This is a genomic window from Paenirhizobium selenitireducens ATCC BAA-1503 (genome assembly GCF_900492185.1).
GTDB lineage: Bacteria > Pseudomonadota > Alphaproteobacteria > Rhizobiales > Rhizobiaceae > Allorhizobium > Allorhizobium selenitireducens_A.
This window is the reverse complement of sequence record NZ_UEYP01000001.1, coordinates 278,783-293,482: the sequence shown is the minus strand read 5'-3', so window position 1 is coordinate 293,482 and position 14,700 is coordinate 278,783. Positions and strand designations below refer to the sequence as shown.

Annotated in this window: 10 protein-coding genes and 1 tRNA gene; 10 read left to right on the top strand and 1 reads right to left on the bottom strand. The window is 65.4% G+C overall.

Annotated features, from left to right (window positions below):
• The first annotated feature begins 80 nt into the window (after positions 1–80).
• The 10 genes from RHIZ70P_RS01365 (at position 81) to cysG (ending at position 14,470) form a co-directional block, all read left to right on the top strand.
• On the top strand, positions 81–1,388 hold the full coding sequence (locus RHIZ70P_RS01365; RefSeq protein WP_115668581.1) for a UDP-glucose dehydrogenase family protein: 1,308 nt from the start codon (positions 81–83) through the stop codon (positions 1,386–1,388).
• A 191-nt stretch (positions 1,389–1,579) separates the two neighbouring features.
• Positions 1,580–2,167 carry an ANTAR domain-containing response regulator gene (locus RHIZ70P_RS01360; protein ID WP_115668580.1) on the top strand — a complete coding sequence of 196 codons (588 nt, stop codon included), beginning with the start codon at positions 1,580–1,582 and terminating at the stop codon, positions 2,165–2,167.
• A 48-nt stretch (positions 2,168–2,215) separates the two neighbouring features.
• Positions 2,216–3,490, top strand: coding sequence for a CmpA/NrtA family ABC transporter substrate-binding protein (locus RHIZ70P_RS01355; RefSeq protein WP_419178264.1), 1,275 nt, complete (start codon positions 2,216–2,218; stop codon positions 3,488–3,490).
• Positions 3,491–3,845: 355 nt separating this feature from the next.
• Complete coding sequence (locus RHIZ70P_RS01350; protein ID WP_115668578.1) at positions 3,846–5,144, top strand: CmpA/NrtA family ABC transporter substrate-binding protein; 1,299 nt, start codon at positions 3,846–3,848, stop codon at positions 5,142–5,144.
• A gap of 232 nt (positions 5,145–5,376) precedes the next feature.
• Positions 5,377–6,270 carry a nitrate ABC transporter permease gene (gene ntrB / locus RHIZ70P_RS01345; RefSeq protein ID WP_115668577.1) on the top strand — a complete coding sequence of 298 codons (894 nt, stop codon included), beginning with the start codon at positions 5,377–5,379 and terminating at the stop codon, positions 6,268–6,270.
• A gap of 12 nt (positions 6,271–6,282) precedes the next feature.
• Entirely contained in the window at positions 6,283–7,080 is a 798-nt protein-coding gene (locus RHIZ70P_RS01340; RefSeq protein ID WP_115668576.1) for an ABC transporter ATP-binding protein, read from the top strand.
• Positions 7,081–7,085: 5 nt separating this feature from the next.
• Complete coding sequence (gene nirB / locus RHIZ70P_RS01335) at positions 7,086–9,536, top strand: nitrite reductase large subunit NirB (RefSeq protein WP_115668575.1); 2,451 nt, start codon at positions 7,086–7,088, stop codon at positions 9,534–9,536.
• A gap of 170 nt (positions 9,537–9,706) precedes the next feature.
• Positions 9,707–10,036, top strand: a complete 330-nt coding sequence (nirD, locus tag RHIZ70P_RS01330; protein ID WP_115668574.1) for a nitrite reductase small subunit NirD — start codon at positions 9,707–9,709, stop codon at positions 10,034–10,036.
• A 188-nt stretch (positions 10,037–10,224) separates the two neighbouring features.
• Positions 10,225–12,882 carry a nitrate reductase gene (locus RHIZ70P_RS01325; protein WP_115668573.1) on the top strand — a complete coding sequence of 886 codons (2,658 nt, stop codon included), beginning with the start codon at positions 10,225–10,227 and terminating at the stop codon, positions 12,880–12,882.
• The gene (cysG, locus tag RHIZ70P_RS01320) at positions 12,854–14,470 is read left to right on the top strand and encodes a siroheme synthase CysG (protein WP_235842108.1); all 1,617 of its coding nucleotides are present in this window, start codon (positions 12,854–12,856) and stop codon (positions 14,468–14,470) included. The genes RHIZ70P_RS01325 and cysG overlap by 29 nt, the downstream gene beginning before the upstream one ends.
• A gap of 45 nt (positions 14,471–14,515) precedes the next feature.
• Here the strand turns inward: cysG and RHIZ70P_RS01315 are convergent.
• Positions 14,516–14,591, bottom strand: a tRNA-Thr gene (locus RHIZ70P_RS01315).
• Positions 14,592–14,700 lie beyond the last annotated feature (109 nt).

Genomic DNA, 14,700 nt, shown 5'->3' with positions numbered 1-14,700 from the left:
TATTCTGCGATCCTCATGTAGATCGGCAAGAATAGCGGACGGAAACACTTGCAGCCTTTAGAGCCAAATGGAGTCTGGGCGTGCGTATTGCGATCATTGGCACAGGTTATGTCGGACTGGTTTCGGGTGTCTGCCTGGCGGAATTCGGCCATGATGTCGTCTGCATCGACAAGGCGGCCGAAAAGATCTCCCAACTCCAGCGAGGCGAGGTGCCGATCTTCGAGCCGGGCCTCGATGAGCTGATCTCCAGGAACGTCTCCGCCGGGCGGCTGCATTTCACCACCGAGGTTGCAGAACCGGTCGGCAATGCCGATGTCGTCTTCCTTGCGGTCGGCACCCCGTCGCGCAAGAGCGATGGTCACGCCGATCTGACCTATGTCTTCGCCGCGGCGCGCGAAGTCGCTGCCGCGGTGCGCGGCTTCACCGTGATCGTCACCAAGTCGACGGTGCCGGTCGGCACCGGCGACCAGTTGGAGCGGATCATCCGCGAAGCCAATCCCGATGCCGACGTGGCCGTCGTCTCCAACCCCGAATTCCTCCGCGAAGGCGCCGCCATTGACGATTTCATGGCGCCGGATCGGGTCGTGGTCGGGATGAACGACGACCGGGCCCGCTCCATCATGGCGGAGGTCTACGGCGCGCTCGACCCGGTCAGGCATCCGGTCCTGTTCACCTCGCGACGCACCGCGGAACTGACCAAATACGCCGCCAACGCCTTCCTGGCGCTGAAGCTCGCCTATATCAATGAGATCGCCGATCTTTGCGAGCAGGTTGGCGCCAATGTCCAGGACGTGTCGCGCGGCATGGGCCTCGACAGCCGCATCGGGCTGAAGTTCCTCAACGCCGGACCGGGCTACGGCGGCTCCTGCTTCCCCAAGGACACGCTGGCGCTGGTCAAGACCGCGCAGGACCACAATGCCCCCATCCGCCTGATCGAAACGATCGTCGGCATCAACGAGACCCGCAAGCGCGCCATGGCTCGCAAGGTCGAGCGCGCGGTCGGCGGCGAATTGCGCGGCAAGACGATCGGCATCCTCGGCCTGACCTTCAAGCCCGACACCGACGACATCCGCGAATCGCCGGCCCTGTCGATCATCCAGGCGCTGCTCGACAAGGGCGCCACGCTGAAGGCCCACGACCCGGAAGGAATGCCGGCGGCCCGCCATGTCATGCCGGAACTCTCCTACCACGACGACGTCGATGCGGTCGCGGTCGAGGCCGATGCACTGGTCATCATCACCGAGTGGAAGCAGTTCCGTTCGCTCGACCTTGCCCGCCTGAAGAACATGATGAAGTCGCCGGTTCTTGTCGATCTGCGCAACATCTACACGCCGTCCGAGGCCCGCAAGCACGGCTTCGTCTACGAAAGCGTCGGCCGCGCCGAGTAATGCGCCTCCGCGGATCTTCTGCGTGAGAAGTCGGCGCCGCCCTCGTGGGCGGCGTTTTCGTCCGTCGCGACAGCGAAGCTCCCCGCCCTGACGCTTGCGATACGTGTTTAATTTCTGTGCAGTTTTTATTCGGCACATTTTCTAGGCATTGACCGCTTGCCAAGCTTTTTGCGCTGCGTCATTTATAGGGCATGATGCACTCCGACCTCACTGTCCTCGTGATCGATGAGAACGCCATCCGCGCTTCCATTATCGAGGAAGGCCTGCGGGAGGCGGGGCACCTGCGCGTCACGGTCGTGCATGAGGTCAACGGCATCGCCCGAATCATCGAGAACCTGAAGCCAGACGTCATCATCATCGATCTGGAGAACCCGAACCGGGATATGATGGAACACCTGTTCCAGTTGACCCGCACGGTCGGGCGGCCGATCGCCATGTTCGTCGACCGCTCCGACACCGCCTCGATCGAGGCGGCGGTCGATGCCGGCGTCTCGGCCTATATCGTCGACGGTCTGAAAAAGGAGCGGGTCAAGCCGATCCTCGACATGGCGGTAAGCCGTTTCAACGCCTTCAGCCGCCTGCAGCGCGAACTGGCCGATGCTAGGAGCGCGCTGGAAGAGCGCAAGGTGATCGAGCGGGCAAAGGGCATTCTGATGAAGATGCGCGGCCTTTCCGAGGAGGAGGCCTTCGCTCTTTTGCGCCAGACGGCGATGAACGAGAAGAAGAAGCTGTCGGACATCGCCCAGAGCGTGGTGACGGCGGCGGGATTATTGATGTGATGGAGACCCTGACAAAGGTCGATATCCGGAGGAGCCGGAGTGAATGACATGACGGGACCGAGCGATAGCGGAACGAGTCTGCCCCTGCCAGCAGTCGGCACCGCGCGCGGCGCAAAAGTGCTGCGCGCCGGCTTCATTCCGCTGATGGATGCCTCGGTGCTGATCGTCGCGGCGGAACTCGGCTTCGCCGCCAGGGAAGGCCTGGCCCTCGACCTGGTGCGCGACGTCTCCTGGGCCAATGTCCGCGACCGGCTGGCCTTCCGCCAGTTCGACATCGCCCATATGCTCTCGCCCATGCCGGTTGCCTCCATGCTCGGCCTCGGCTCCAATCCTTCGCCGACCATCACGCCCTTCTCTCTCGGCCGCGGCGGCAATGCCATTACACTGTCGCTCAGGCTATTCGAGCGCATGCAGGCCCTGACCGGTCTCGGCGATGCGGCGTCGGCGCTCGACAACGCCCGTGCTCTGGCCTCGGTCTTGTCGGACATGCGCGCCAGCGGCGAACAGCCGCCGACGCTCGGCATGACCTATCCCTTCTCCTCGCACAATTACGAGTTCCGCTATTGGCTGGCCGCCGGCGGTATCGATCCGGACCGCGACGTCAAGCTGGTCGTCGTGCCGCCGCCGCTCACCTCCGATGCGCTGGCTGCCGGCGCGATTGACGGCTTCTGCGTCGGCGCACCGTGGAACATGGTGGCGTCCGAGCGTGGCGTCGGCCGCATCGTCGCGGCCAAGCAGGACATCTGGCCCTCGGCCCCGGAAAAGGTGATCGGCATGCGCCCGGATTGGGCGGACGGCAATCCCGAGACGGTGTCGCGCCTGATCGTCGCGCTCGATGCGGCGGCGCGCTGGTGCGACGACGGGGCAAACCACGACACGCTCGCCGCGCTGCTCGCAGAACCTCGCTACATCGCCGCCCCGGTCGGCATTATCCGGCGTGTCCTGGCCGGCGAGTTCAGCCTGGACTCCAAGGGCAATCTGCGCACGATCCCCGACTATTTCGTCTTTCATCGTGACCACGCCAATTATCCACGGCCAAGCCAGGCGCTGTGGATCTACAGCCAGATGATCCGCTGGGGGCAGGCGGAATTCAGCGACGACGGTGCAAGGGTGGCAGTGTCCGCCTACCGGCCCGATCTTTATCGTGCCGCCCTCGGCAGCGCGGATGGGCCGGCAGACGCCGATGTGCGGCTGGAGGGCGCCGCCCCCGACGATCGCTTCATGGACGGCCACGTCTTCGATCCGAGCCGCATTGCCGACTATGTCGCCGCCTTCCCGGTGCGGGCGCTTGGCGCCTCGCATGGCTCCGACGAGGATGCCTGACGGCGAGCGCAGTGCACAATTCGCCAGCGTCCTTTAAGCCGGCCCGAGAGCAGGCGCACAATTGTTCGGCAGTGCTTCTTTTTAGGCGGGCGCCACTTCCGGACCCCTTAGCGAATATTTTGCTAGCTGAAACATCGGCTTACCCGAGGCGTGTCAAACTGGCATGCCGATTGCTTGGATAAAAACGCACCGGTCAATGGCGACTGGCAGCAGATGAGCGCATAGCGCGCGTTCACATCAGACATCGACGTCGCAAGGTTTTTGCTGTCCGGGGCTCCTCCTTCCCCGCTGACGCATCCACCGAGCGGCGTTTTTTCGTTTTCCGGCTCTCCGTCTCCAGCAAAGGGAACAGCACATGACGAAGACTACAGGAATGGGCATCAGCCGCCGCAGCATTCTCAAGACCAGCGCTGCCGCCGCCGTGATCGGCGCCGCGCGAACGCTTCTGCCTTCGGGTGCCTTTGCCGCCGGTGCTGGCCCCGAGGTCGCCGGGCTGAAGCTTGGCTTCATCGCGCTCACCGACGCCGCCCCCCTGATCATCGCCAAGGAAAAGGGCCTGTTCGACAAATACGGCCTGACCGGGGTCGAAGTGCTGAAACAGGCCTCCTGGGGCGCCACCCGCGACAATCTCGTGCTCGGTGGCGAAGCGAACGGCATCGACGGCGCGCATATCCTCACCCCCATGCCCTATCTCATCTCCACCGGCAAGGTGACGCAGAACAACGTGCCTGTGCCGATGTCGATCGTTGCCCGGCTCAATCTCGACAGCCAGGGCATTTCGGTCGCCAAGGAATATGCGGAAACGGGCGTGCAGCTCGACGCCTCGAAGCTCAAGGACGCCTTTGCCACCAAGAAGGCGGCCGGCAACGAGATCAAGGTCGCCATGACCTTCCCCGGCGGCACCCACGACCTGTGGATCCGCTACTGGCTCGCCGCCGGCGGCATCGACCCGGACAAGGACGTCTCTACCATCGTCGTGCCGCCGCCGCAGATGGTCGCCAACATGAAGGTCGGCAACATGGACGCCTTCTGCGTCGGCGAGCCGTGGAACGAGCAACTGGTCAACCAGGGCATCGGCTTCACCGCCTGTACGACGGGGGAACTTTGGAAGGGCCACCCGGAAAAGGCGCTCGGCCTGCGTTCCGACTGGATCGAGAAGAACCCCAACGCCGCCAAGGCGCTGATGATGGCCGTCATCGAGGCCCAGATCTGGGCCGACAGCATGGACAACAAGGAGGAAATGGCGTCGATCCTCGGCAAGCGGCAATGGTTCAACGTGCCGCCGAAGGACGTGGCCGGCCGCCTCAAGGGCAACATCAACTACGGCAACGGCCGGATGGAAGAGAAGACCGGCCTGGAGATGAAGTTCTTCAAGGATCACGCCTCCTATCCGTTCAAGAGCCACGACGCCTGGTTCCTCACCGAGAACATCCGCTGGGGCAAGTTCTCAGCTGACACCGACATCAAGGCGCTGGTGGACAAGGTCAACCGCGAGGACATCTGGCGCGCGGCAGCCGCCGATCTGGGGCTCGCCGCCGCCGACATCCCGACCTCCACCTCGCGCGGCGTCGAAACCTTCTTCGACGGCAAGGTCTTCGATCCGGAAAACCCGAAGGCCTATCTCGACAGCCTGACGATCAAGGCCGGCGCGTGACGCGCCTGCCCCTCACCCGGCTGCCGCCACCCTCTCCCCGTGAACGGGGAGAGGGGCGATGGGGGCGATGGGGCCAAGGCCGTGCCCCGAACTCCTTCTCCTCGCAGGTGGGGAGAAGGGCGGAGCCGCAACATTAGCACTCCCTCGCCCCGCTTGTGGGGAGAGGGCGGGGTGAGGGGCAACCCAGCCCAACCCCGACGACAACCGACACCGCTCGCAAGAGGAGCACACCATGACCGCAACCGCCCGCAAGAACGAGGTACCGATCCCCACCCCGACGACCGGGGGCGGCACCGTCGTGCAGATGGTGAAACGACCGGCCCGCAAGCTCGATTTGAGCCGCATCGGCGCAAGCATGGCCCGCAACGTCGTGCCGCCGCTCGTGGTCGCCGCACTCCTGCTGGCGCTCTGGCAGCTGACCTGTTCTCAAGCCGGCTCCAGCCTTCCGCCGCCATCGCAGGTCTGGATCGACAGCTTCGACCTGATCGCCTATCCGTTCTTCGACTACGGCTCGCAGGACATCGGGCTGGCCTGGCGCGTGCTCGTCTCGCTGGAGCGCGTGGCAATCGGCTTCGGACTTGCCGCCATCGTCGGCGTCCTGCTCGGCGCCGTCGTCGGCCAGTCGGTCTGGGCGCTGCGCGGTCTCGATCCGATCTTCCAGATCTTGCGCACTGTGCCGCCGCTCGCCTGGCTGCCGCTGTCGCTCGCGGCCTTCCAGGATTCGAATCCCTCGGCGATCTTCGTCATCTTCATCACGTCGATTTGGCCGGTGATCATCAACACCGCCGTCGGCGTGCGCAACATCCCGGACGACTACCGCAACATCGCCCGCGTGCTGCGGCTGAACCCGCTGGAATTCTTCGTCCGCATCATGGTGCCGGCCGCAGCGCCCTACATCTTCACCGGCCTCAGGATCGGCGTCGGCCTGTCCTGGCTCGCCATCGTCGCGGCCGAAATGCTGACCGGCGGCGTCGGCATCGGCTTCTTCATCTGGGATGCGTGGAACTCGTCGCGCCTCTCCGACATCATCGTGGCGCTCGCCTATATCGGCGTGACCGGCTTCGTCCTCGACAAGCTGGTCGCCCTCTTGGGCAGCGTCGTCACCCGCGGCACAGCGGCCAATTGAGGAGACGACTCCATGAACGCCTATCTCAAGATCGACCATATCGACAAGGATTTCGAACGCGCCGGCACGAGGACCGAAGTGCTGAAGGACGTGACGCTGACTATCGACAAGGGCGAGTTCGTCTCGATCATCGGCCATTCCGGCTGCGGCAAGTCCACGCTGTTGAACCTGATCGCCGGCCTGACGAGGGTCTCGTCCGGTGCCGTCCTCCTCGAAAATGTCGAGGTCAACGCACCGGGCCCGGAACGCGCGGTCGTCTTCCAGAACCACTCGCTGCTGCCCTGGCTCACCGTCTACGAAAACGTCAATCTCGCGGTCAACAAGGTGTTTGCCGGCCGCAAGTCCAAGGCCGAAAAGCAGGACTGGGTCATGCGCAATCTCGATCTCGTGCAGATGGCACACGCCAGGGACAAGCGCCCGGCGGAAATCTCCGGCGGCATGAAGCAGCGCGTCGGCATCGCCCGGGCGCTCGCCATGGAGCCGAAGATCCTGCTGCTCGACGAGCCCTTCGGCGCGCTCGACGCATTGACCCGCGCCCATCTGCAGGATGCCGTGATGGAAATCCACGCGCGCCTCGGCAACACGATGATCATGATCACCCACGATGTCGACGAGGCGGTGCTGCTCTCCGACCGCATCGTCATGATGACGAACGGCCCGGCCGCCAAGATCGGCGAAGTGCTGGACGTTCCGATCCCCCGCCCGCGCGATCGCATCGCGCTTGCCTCCGACCGCACCTATCTCAAATCCCGCGAAGCCGTGCTGAAGTTCCTCTACGAACGTCACCGCTTCGTCGAAGCCGCGGAGTAACATCAATGGCTGAGAAACTCGTCATCATCGGCAATGGCATGGCCCCCGGCCGCATGCTGGAGGAACTGTTCGAAAGGGCCCCCGGCCTCTACGAGGTCACGATCTTCAACGCCGAGCCGCGCGTCAACTATGACCGCATCATGCTCTCGCCGGTGCTCTCCGGTGAAAAGACCTACGAGCAGATCGTCATCCATGGCGACGGCTGGTATGTCGACCACGGCATCATGCTCTACAAGGGCCACAGGATCGTCGCGATCGACCGGGAGAAGAAGACCGTCACCTCCGATCACGGCGTGACGGAGAGCTATGACAAGCTGGTGATCGCCACCGGCTCGGTGCCCTTCATCATTCCCGTCCCCGGCAATGATCTGCCGGGCGTCATCACCTATCGCGACCTCGACGATGTGCAGGCCATGCTGCTGGCCGCCCAGTCCCGGGACAAGGCGGTCGTCATCGGCGGCGGCCTGCTCGGCCTCGAAGCGGCCGCTGGCCTCAGCGCACGCGGCATGGACGTGACGGTGCTGCATGTCATGCCGACGCTGATGGAACGCCAGCTCGACCCGGCCGCCGGCTACCTGTTGCAAAGGGCCGTCGAGGAGCGCGGCATCAAGGTGATCTGCAAGGCCAACACCAAGGCCATCATCGGCGAGGGCAAGGTCGAGGGCGTCGAGCTCGACGACGGCCGGATCATTCCGGCATCGCTGGTGGTCATGGCGGTCGGCATCCGCCCGAATGTCGGGCTCGCCAGGGAGGCAGGCCTTGCCGTCAATCGCGGCATCGTCGTCGATGCCGGCATGCAGACCTCCGACGGCGACATTCTCGCGCTCGGCGAATGCGCCGAGGTCGGCGGCATGGTCTATGGCCTCGTCGCACCACTCTACGAAATGGCGCGGATCGCCGCCTCGCATCTTGCCGGCGATCGCACGCCCGCCTTCGTCCATTCCGACACGCCGACCAAGCTCAAGGTCACCGGCATCGAGCTCTACTCGCTCGGCGATTTTGCCGACGGCGACGACCGCCAGGAGATCGTGCTGCGCGATGCCACGGCCGGCGTCTACAAGCGCCTCGTCATCAGGGACAACCGCATCATCGGTACGGTGCTCTACGGCGAAACCGCCGATGGCGCCTGGTTCAACGACCTGAAGAAGAAGGGCACCGACATCTCCGCGATGCGCGACACCCTGATCTTCGGCCAGGCCTATCAGGGGGGCAGCCCGCTGGACCCTATGGCGGCCGTTGCAGCCTTGCCGGATGATGCGGAAATCTGCGGCTGCAACGGCGTCTGCAAGGGCAAGATCACCGGGACGATCACGGCCAAGGGCCTGACCTCGCTCGACGACGTGCGTGCCCACACCAAGGCGTCCGCCTCCTGCGGCAGTTGCACCGGACTGGTCGAGCAGTTGATGGCGCTGACGCTGGGTGACGCTTACAATCCTGCCGCCGTCACCCCGATGTGCACCTGCACCGAGCTCGGCCATGACGACGTGCGCCGCCTGATCAAGGCCAAGGGCCTGAAGACTATTCCCGCCGTGATGCAGGAGCTGGAGTGGAAGACCTCCTGCGGCTGTGCCAAATGCCGCCCGGCGCTCAACTACTACCTCGTCTGCGACTGGCCGGACGAATATGCCGACGACTACCAGTCGCGCTACATCAACGAGCGCGTCCACGCCAACATCCAGAAGGACGGCACCTATTCGGTCGTGCCGCGCATGTGGGGCGGCGTCACCAACGCGGCCGAACTGCGCGCTATCGCCGACGTCGTCGACAAGTTCGAGATCCCGATGGTGAAGGTGACAGGCGGCCAGCGCATCGACCTTCTCGGCATCGAGAAGGAAGACCTGCCCGCCGTCTGGGCCGATCTCGGCAAGGCCGGCTTCGTCTCCGGCCAGGCCTATGCCAAGGGCCTGCGCACCGTGAAGACCTGCGTTGGCTCCGACTGGTGCCGCTTCGGCACGCAGGATTCGACCGGGCTCGGCATCCGCATCGAAAAATTCATGTGGGGCTCGTGGACCCCGGCGAAACTCAAGCTCGCCGTCTCCGGCTGTCCGCGCAATTGCGCCGAGGCGACCTGCAAGGACATCGGCGTCATCTGTGTGGACTCAGGCTTCGAGATCCACTTCGCGGGTGCTGCCGGCCTCGACATCAAGGGCACGGAGGTGCTGGGTCTGGTCAGGACCGAGGACGAGGCGCTCGAGCATATCGTCGCGCTCACCCAGATGTACCGCGAGCAGGCCCGCTATCTCGAGCGCATCTACAAATGGGCGAAACGCGTCGGGCTGGACGAGATCCGCCGGCAGATCCTGACCGACGCGGAAAAGCGCAAGGCCTATTACGAGCGCTTCGTCTTCTCCCAGAAATTCGCCCAGGTCGACCCGTGGTCCGAGCGCGTGTCGGGCAAGGACAAGCACGAGTTCAAGCCGATGGCGACCGTCGGCTATTCAGCGGCGGCGGAGTAGGTCTCCCTCTTCTCCCCAGCGGGGAGAAGTGCCGAGCGCATGCGAGGCGGTGAGGGGGCCAGTGGCGCAAGCGCCCCCCTCATCCGGCCCTTCCGGGCCACCTTCTCCCCGCTGGGGAGAAGAGGCAACGGGCGCTTCGAAGTTGGACAACAGTTGAGGAAACGAAACCCATGACCTGGATCACCATCGGCCATATCGACGAAATCCCGTTGCGCGGCGCGCGCTGCGTGAAGACGCCCGAGGGCAAGATCGCCGTGTTCCGCACGGCCGAGAACGAGGTCTTCGCCATCGAGGACCACTGCCCGCACAAGGGCGGCCCGCTGAGCCAAGGCATCGTCCACGGCAAGGCCGTGACCTGCCCCTTGCACAACTGGGTGATCTCGCTGGAGACGGGCCGCGCGCTCGGCGCCGACGAAGGCGAGGTGCGCACCATCCCCGTGCGCAACGACGGCGGCATGCTGTCGATCGCGCTGGAAAGCCTGATGATGGCGGCGGAGTAGGCGGATGGCGCGAGTCCTGCGGACAGTGCCCCTCATCCCCCTGCCGCGACCTTCTCCCCGCAGGCGGGGAGAAGGCGGATGGAACGCCGACGGTGCCACAATTCCCTTCTCCCCGTCAAAACGGGGAGAAGGTGGCGGCAGCCGGATGAGGGGCAAGGGTAGTCTGAGACAACAGAGGATGACTGCGAATGCCCACTGAAACCCGCACCACCTGTCCCTATTGCGGCGTCGGCTGCGGCGTGATCGCAACGGCCGCAGATGACGGCAAGGTTTCGATCAAGGGGGACCCGGATCACCCGGCCAATTTCGGCCGCCTGTGCTCCAAGGGCACGGCGCTCGCCGAAACCATCGATCTCGACGGCCGCCTGATGACGCCCGAGATTGCCGGCCGGCCAGCCGGCTGGGACGCGGCCCTCGACCTCGTGGCGGAAAAATTCTCGCAAGCGATTGCCGAACACGGCCCCGACTCGGTCGCCTTCTACGTCTCCGGCCAGCTGCTGACCGAGGACTACTACGTCGCCAACAAGCTGATGAAGGGCTTCATCGGCTCGGCCAATATCGACACCAATTCGCGGCTCTGCATGGCATCCTCGGTTGCCGGCCATCGCCGCGGCTTCGGCGCCGACACGGTGCCGGGAACCTATGAAGATCTGGAACTGGCCGACCTGATCGTTCTCACCGGCTCCAATCTCGCCTGGTGCCACCCGGTGCTCTACCAGCGCATCGCCGCCGCCAGGGCCCGGCGTCCGACCATGAAGATCGTCGTCATCGATCCGCGCCGCACCATGACCTGCGACATTGCCGACCTCCACCTGGCCGTCCGCCCCGATGGCGACATGGCCCTGTTCAACGGTCTGCTTGCCCATCTCGCCCGAAGCCCGGTGCTCGACCAGAACTATATCGGCGCCCATACGAACGGCTTTGTCGAGGCCTTTGCCGCCGCCTCGTCGCTCTCCATGGCCGACCTGATCGAGGCGACCGGCCTGCCGGCCATGCAGATCCGCGAATTCTTCGCCCTGTTCGAACGCACGGAAAAGACGGTCACCTGCTACAGCCAGGGGGTTAACCAGTCCTCCATTGGCACCGACAAGGTCAATGCCATCATCAATTGCCATCTGGCGACGGGCCGCATCGGCCGGCCCGGCATGGGGCCGTTCTCGCTCACCGGCCAGCCCAACGCCATGGGCGGCCGCGAGGTCGGTGGCCTCGCCAACATGCTCGCCGCCCATATGGAGATCGAAAACCCGGATCATCGCGACCGCGTCCGGCGCTTCTGGAACGCGCCGACCATGGCCGAGAGGCCGGGCCTGAAGGCCGTGGAGATGTTTCAGGCCGTCGCCGACGGACGCATCAAGGCGCTGTGGATCATGTCCACCAATCCGGTCGTCTCCATGCCGGATGCCGATGCGGTGAAGGCGGCGATCGCGGCCTGCCCCTTCGTCGTCGTCTCTGACATCGTCCGTGACACCGACACCACGAAGCTCGCGCATGTCCTGCTTCCCGCCACCGGCTGGGGCGAGAAGGACGGCACGGTCACCAATTCCGAGCGCCGCATCTCCCGCCAGCGGGCCTTTCTTCCCCCGCCCGGCGATGCCCGGCCGGACTGGTGGCAATTGGCCGAAGTCGGCCGCCGCATGGGCTTTGCCGAGGCCTTCGCCTTTGCCTCGCCGGCCGCGATCTTTGCCGAGCACGCGGCGCTCTCAGGCTTCGAGAACGACGGCGTTCGCGACTTCGACATCGGCGCCTATGGCGATATCGACGACCCCGGCTTTGCCACACTCAAGCCCTTCCAGTGGCCGCAACCGGCGGGAACCGGACCGCAGGAGACCCGCTTCTTCGCCGATGGCCGCTTCTATCATGTCGACGGCAAGGCCCGCTTCGTCGCGGTCGACGCCGACGTGCCGGTCCGGACCTCCGCCGACTTTCCCCTGGCGCTCAACACCGGCCGGGTGCGCGATCACTGGCACAGCCTGACCCGCACCGGCAAAAGCGCCCGCCTGTCTTCCCATCTCGCCGAGCCCTTCGTCGAGATCCATCCCGACGACGCCGCCAATCTCGGCATCAGCGACGCCGATCTGGTGAGGATCGAAAGCCCTCACGGCCATATCATCGTGCGCGCCCTGCTGACTGCCCGGCAGGCGAGGGGAGGGGTCTTCGTGCCGATGCACTGGACGGACGAATTCTCCGCCCGCGCCCGCGTCGATACGCTTCTGCCGTCGATCACCGATCCGGTCTCCGGCCAGCCGGCGTCCAAGCATGGCGCGGTCGCTGCCCGTCGATTTGCCGCCGGAGCCTACGGTTTTGCCGTGAGCGCGGTGAAGCCCTCCGGCCTCGACGCGACCTACTGGGCGCTCGCCCGGGCCGAAGGCGGCTGGCGCGTCGAACTCGCCTTCGACGCCCCGCTTTCCGATATCGAGGCCTGGTGCCACACCCATTTCGTCCTGCCGGACGCCGCTCAAAGCCTTGGCTACAGCGACCGTGCCAGCGGCGAGGCCCGAATCGCGTTCTTTGATGGCGCTGCCCTGCTGCTCGCCCTCTTCCTGGCGCCCGATCCGGTCTCGGTGTCGCGCAACTGGGCGATCGGCCAGCTGTCCGAACCGCATGCCGACAGCCGTACCCGCTTCGCCGTCGTCGCCGGCCGTCCGGGTGCCGGGCGAAGCGATCCGGGCGCCACCGTCTGCTCGTGCTTTTCCGTCGGCGTCAACCAGATCGTCTCGGCCGTCCGTGGCGGCTGCGGCACGGTCGAGGCGATCGGCGAGACGCTTTATGCCGGAACCAATTGCGGCTCCTGCCGCGCCGAAATCAGGGGGATCATCGATGGATGCCAGGTCGCTGCCGCCGAATGACAAGGGTGCAAGACCCGCGCCCGCCCGCATGGCTCCGCTCGCCAAGCTACCGGTCTTCTGGTCGCTGGAGGGCAAGCGCGTCGTCGTCGCCGGCGGCTCTGACGCCGCCGCCTGGAAGGCGGAACTGCTCGCCGCCTGCGGGGCGCAGGTGCATGTCTATTGCGCCGAGGACGAGCTGTCGGAGGTCATGCGCGGTTTGATGGCGGAAACGCCCCTCATCCCCCTGCCGGGACCTTCTCCCCGCAGGCGGGGAGAAAACGTATGCAGCCCCGCCCGTGCCACGGGTCCCTTCTCCCCGTCAAAACGGGGAGAAGGTGGCGGCAGCCGGATGAGGGGCAGCGACGTTACGTCGCGCGGCGCCGTCGTACACCATGACGCGATTTGGTCGGACGCGAGTTTTCGTGGCGCCGCGCTCGCCCTTGCCGACTGCGAGACCGATGAGGACGCCCGCGCCTTCTTCGCCGCCGCCGTTGCCGCCGGCGTGCCGGTCAACGTCATCGACAAGCCGGCCTATTGCCAGTTCCAGTTCGGCTCGATCGTCAACCGCTCGCCCGTCATCGTCTCGATCTCCACCGATGGTGCCGCGCCGATCCTCGCCCAGGCGATCCGCCGCCGCATCGAGACCCTGCTGCCGCCGGCGCTCAAACAATGGGCGGAGCTCGCCCAGGCGCTGCGGGAGCGCGTCAGCGACAGGCTCGCCCCCGGCCAGCTGCGCCGCGCCTTCTGGGAACGCTTCGTCGACCGCGCCTTTGCCGGAAACCAGCCGCCCGGGGAGGATGCCGCCCGGACCCTTCTCGCCGATGCCGAAAGGCTCGGGCGTCAAGCCGCCACCGGCCGAGTGACGCTGGTGGGTGCCGGCCCCGGCGATGCCGAGCTTCTGACCCTCAAGGCCGTGCGTGCGCTTCAGGCCGCCGATGTCATCCTGTTCGACGATCTCGTCTCCGAAGAGGTGCTCGAACTTGCCCGCCGTGAGGCAAAGCGCTTACTGGTGGGCAAACGTGGCGGCCGGACAAGCTGCAAGCAGGAGGACATCAACGACATGATGGTCAGGCTCGCCAAGGCCGGCAAGCGCGTGGTGCGGCTGAAATCCGGCGATCCGATGATCTTTGGCCGGGCAGGGGAGGAGATCGCCCGCCTGCAGGAAGAGGGCATTCCCGTCGATGTCGTTCCCGGCATCACGGCCGCGAGCGCCATGGCCGCGCGGCTCGGCCTTTCGCTCACCCATCGCGATCATGCCCAATCGGTGCGTTTCGTCACCGGCCATTCGCGGGACGGAGGCCTGCCGAAGGACATGAACTGGTCGTCGCTCGCCGATCCGCGCACGACCAATGTCTTCTACATGGGCGGCCGCACCGCTCCCCTGATCGCTGAACGTTTGATGGGCGAAGGCGCATCCCATTACACGCCCGTCGTCATCGTCAGCAATGTCAGCCGCCCGACGGAACGCCAATGGCGCGGCACGCTGGACAACATCGGTGAAGGAATCGCGCTCATCGGCCATGACGACCCGGTCCTGATCGCCGTGGGCGGCAGTCTCGGGGCCTCAGTCTGTGTCGCGCAACACGCGGCAACCGCCCAAGCGCAGTGACGGCTTGGCGGTCATGCGGTGAATGTCGGGAGACAAGGAAAAGAGTGGTGCCGCTTGCAGGACTCGAACCTGCGACCCCATCATTACGAATGATGTGCTCTACCACCTGAGCTAAAGCGGCCAACGCGAACCGCAGCGCGTGCGGTTCGTTGATCTGGAGGCGCTGATACAGGCATCGCGCCGTAATTTCAAGCCGGGAATTTCGGCTCCTGCGGTTTTCCCTCTTCCAC

Coding starts and splice junctions, on each gene's coding strand:
- RHIZ70P_RS01360 (WP_115668580.1), top strand. CDS start 1,580: ATGATGCACTCCGACCTCACTGTCCTCGTGATCGATGAGAACGCCATC.
- RHIZ70P_RS01355 (WP_419178264.1), top strand. CDS start 2,216: ATGACGGGACCGAGCGATAGCGGAACGAGTCTGCCCCTGCCAGCAGTC.
- RHIZ70P_RS01350 (WP_115668578.1), top strand. CDS start 3,846: ATGACGAAGACTACAGGAATGGGCATCAGCCGCCGCAGCATTCTCAAG.
- ntrB (WP_115668577.1), top strand. CDS start 5,377: ATGACCGCAACCGCCCGCAAGAACGAGGTACCGATCCCCACCCCGACG.
- RHIZ70P_RS01340 (WP_115668576.1), top strand. CDS start 6,283: ATGAACGCCTATCTCAAGATCGACCATATCGACAAGGATTTCGAACGC.
- nirB (WP_115668575.1), top strand. CDS start 7,086: ATGGCTGAGAAACTCGTCATCATCGGCAATGGCATGGCCCCCGGCCGC.
- nirD (WP_115668574.1), top strand. CDS start 9,707: ATGACCTGGATCACCATCGGCCATATCGACGAAATCCCGTTGCGCGGC.
- RHIZ70P_RS01325 (WP_115668573.1), top strand. CDS start 10,225: ATGCCCACTGAAACCCGCACCACCTGTCCCTATTGCGGCGTCGGCTGC.
- cysG (WP_235842108.1), top strand. CDS start 12,854: ATGGATGCCAGGTCGCTGCCGCCGAATGACAAGGGTGCAAGACCCGCG.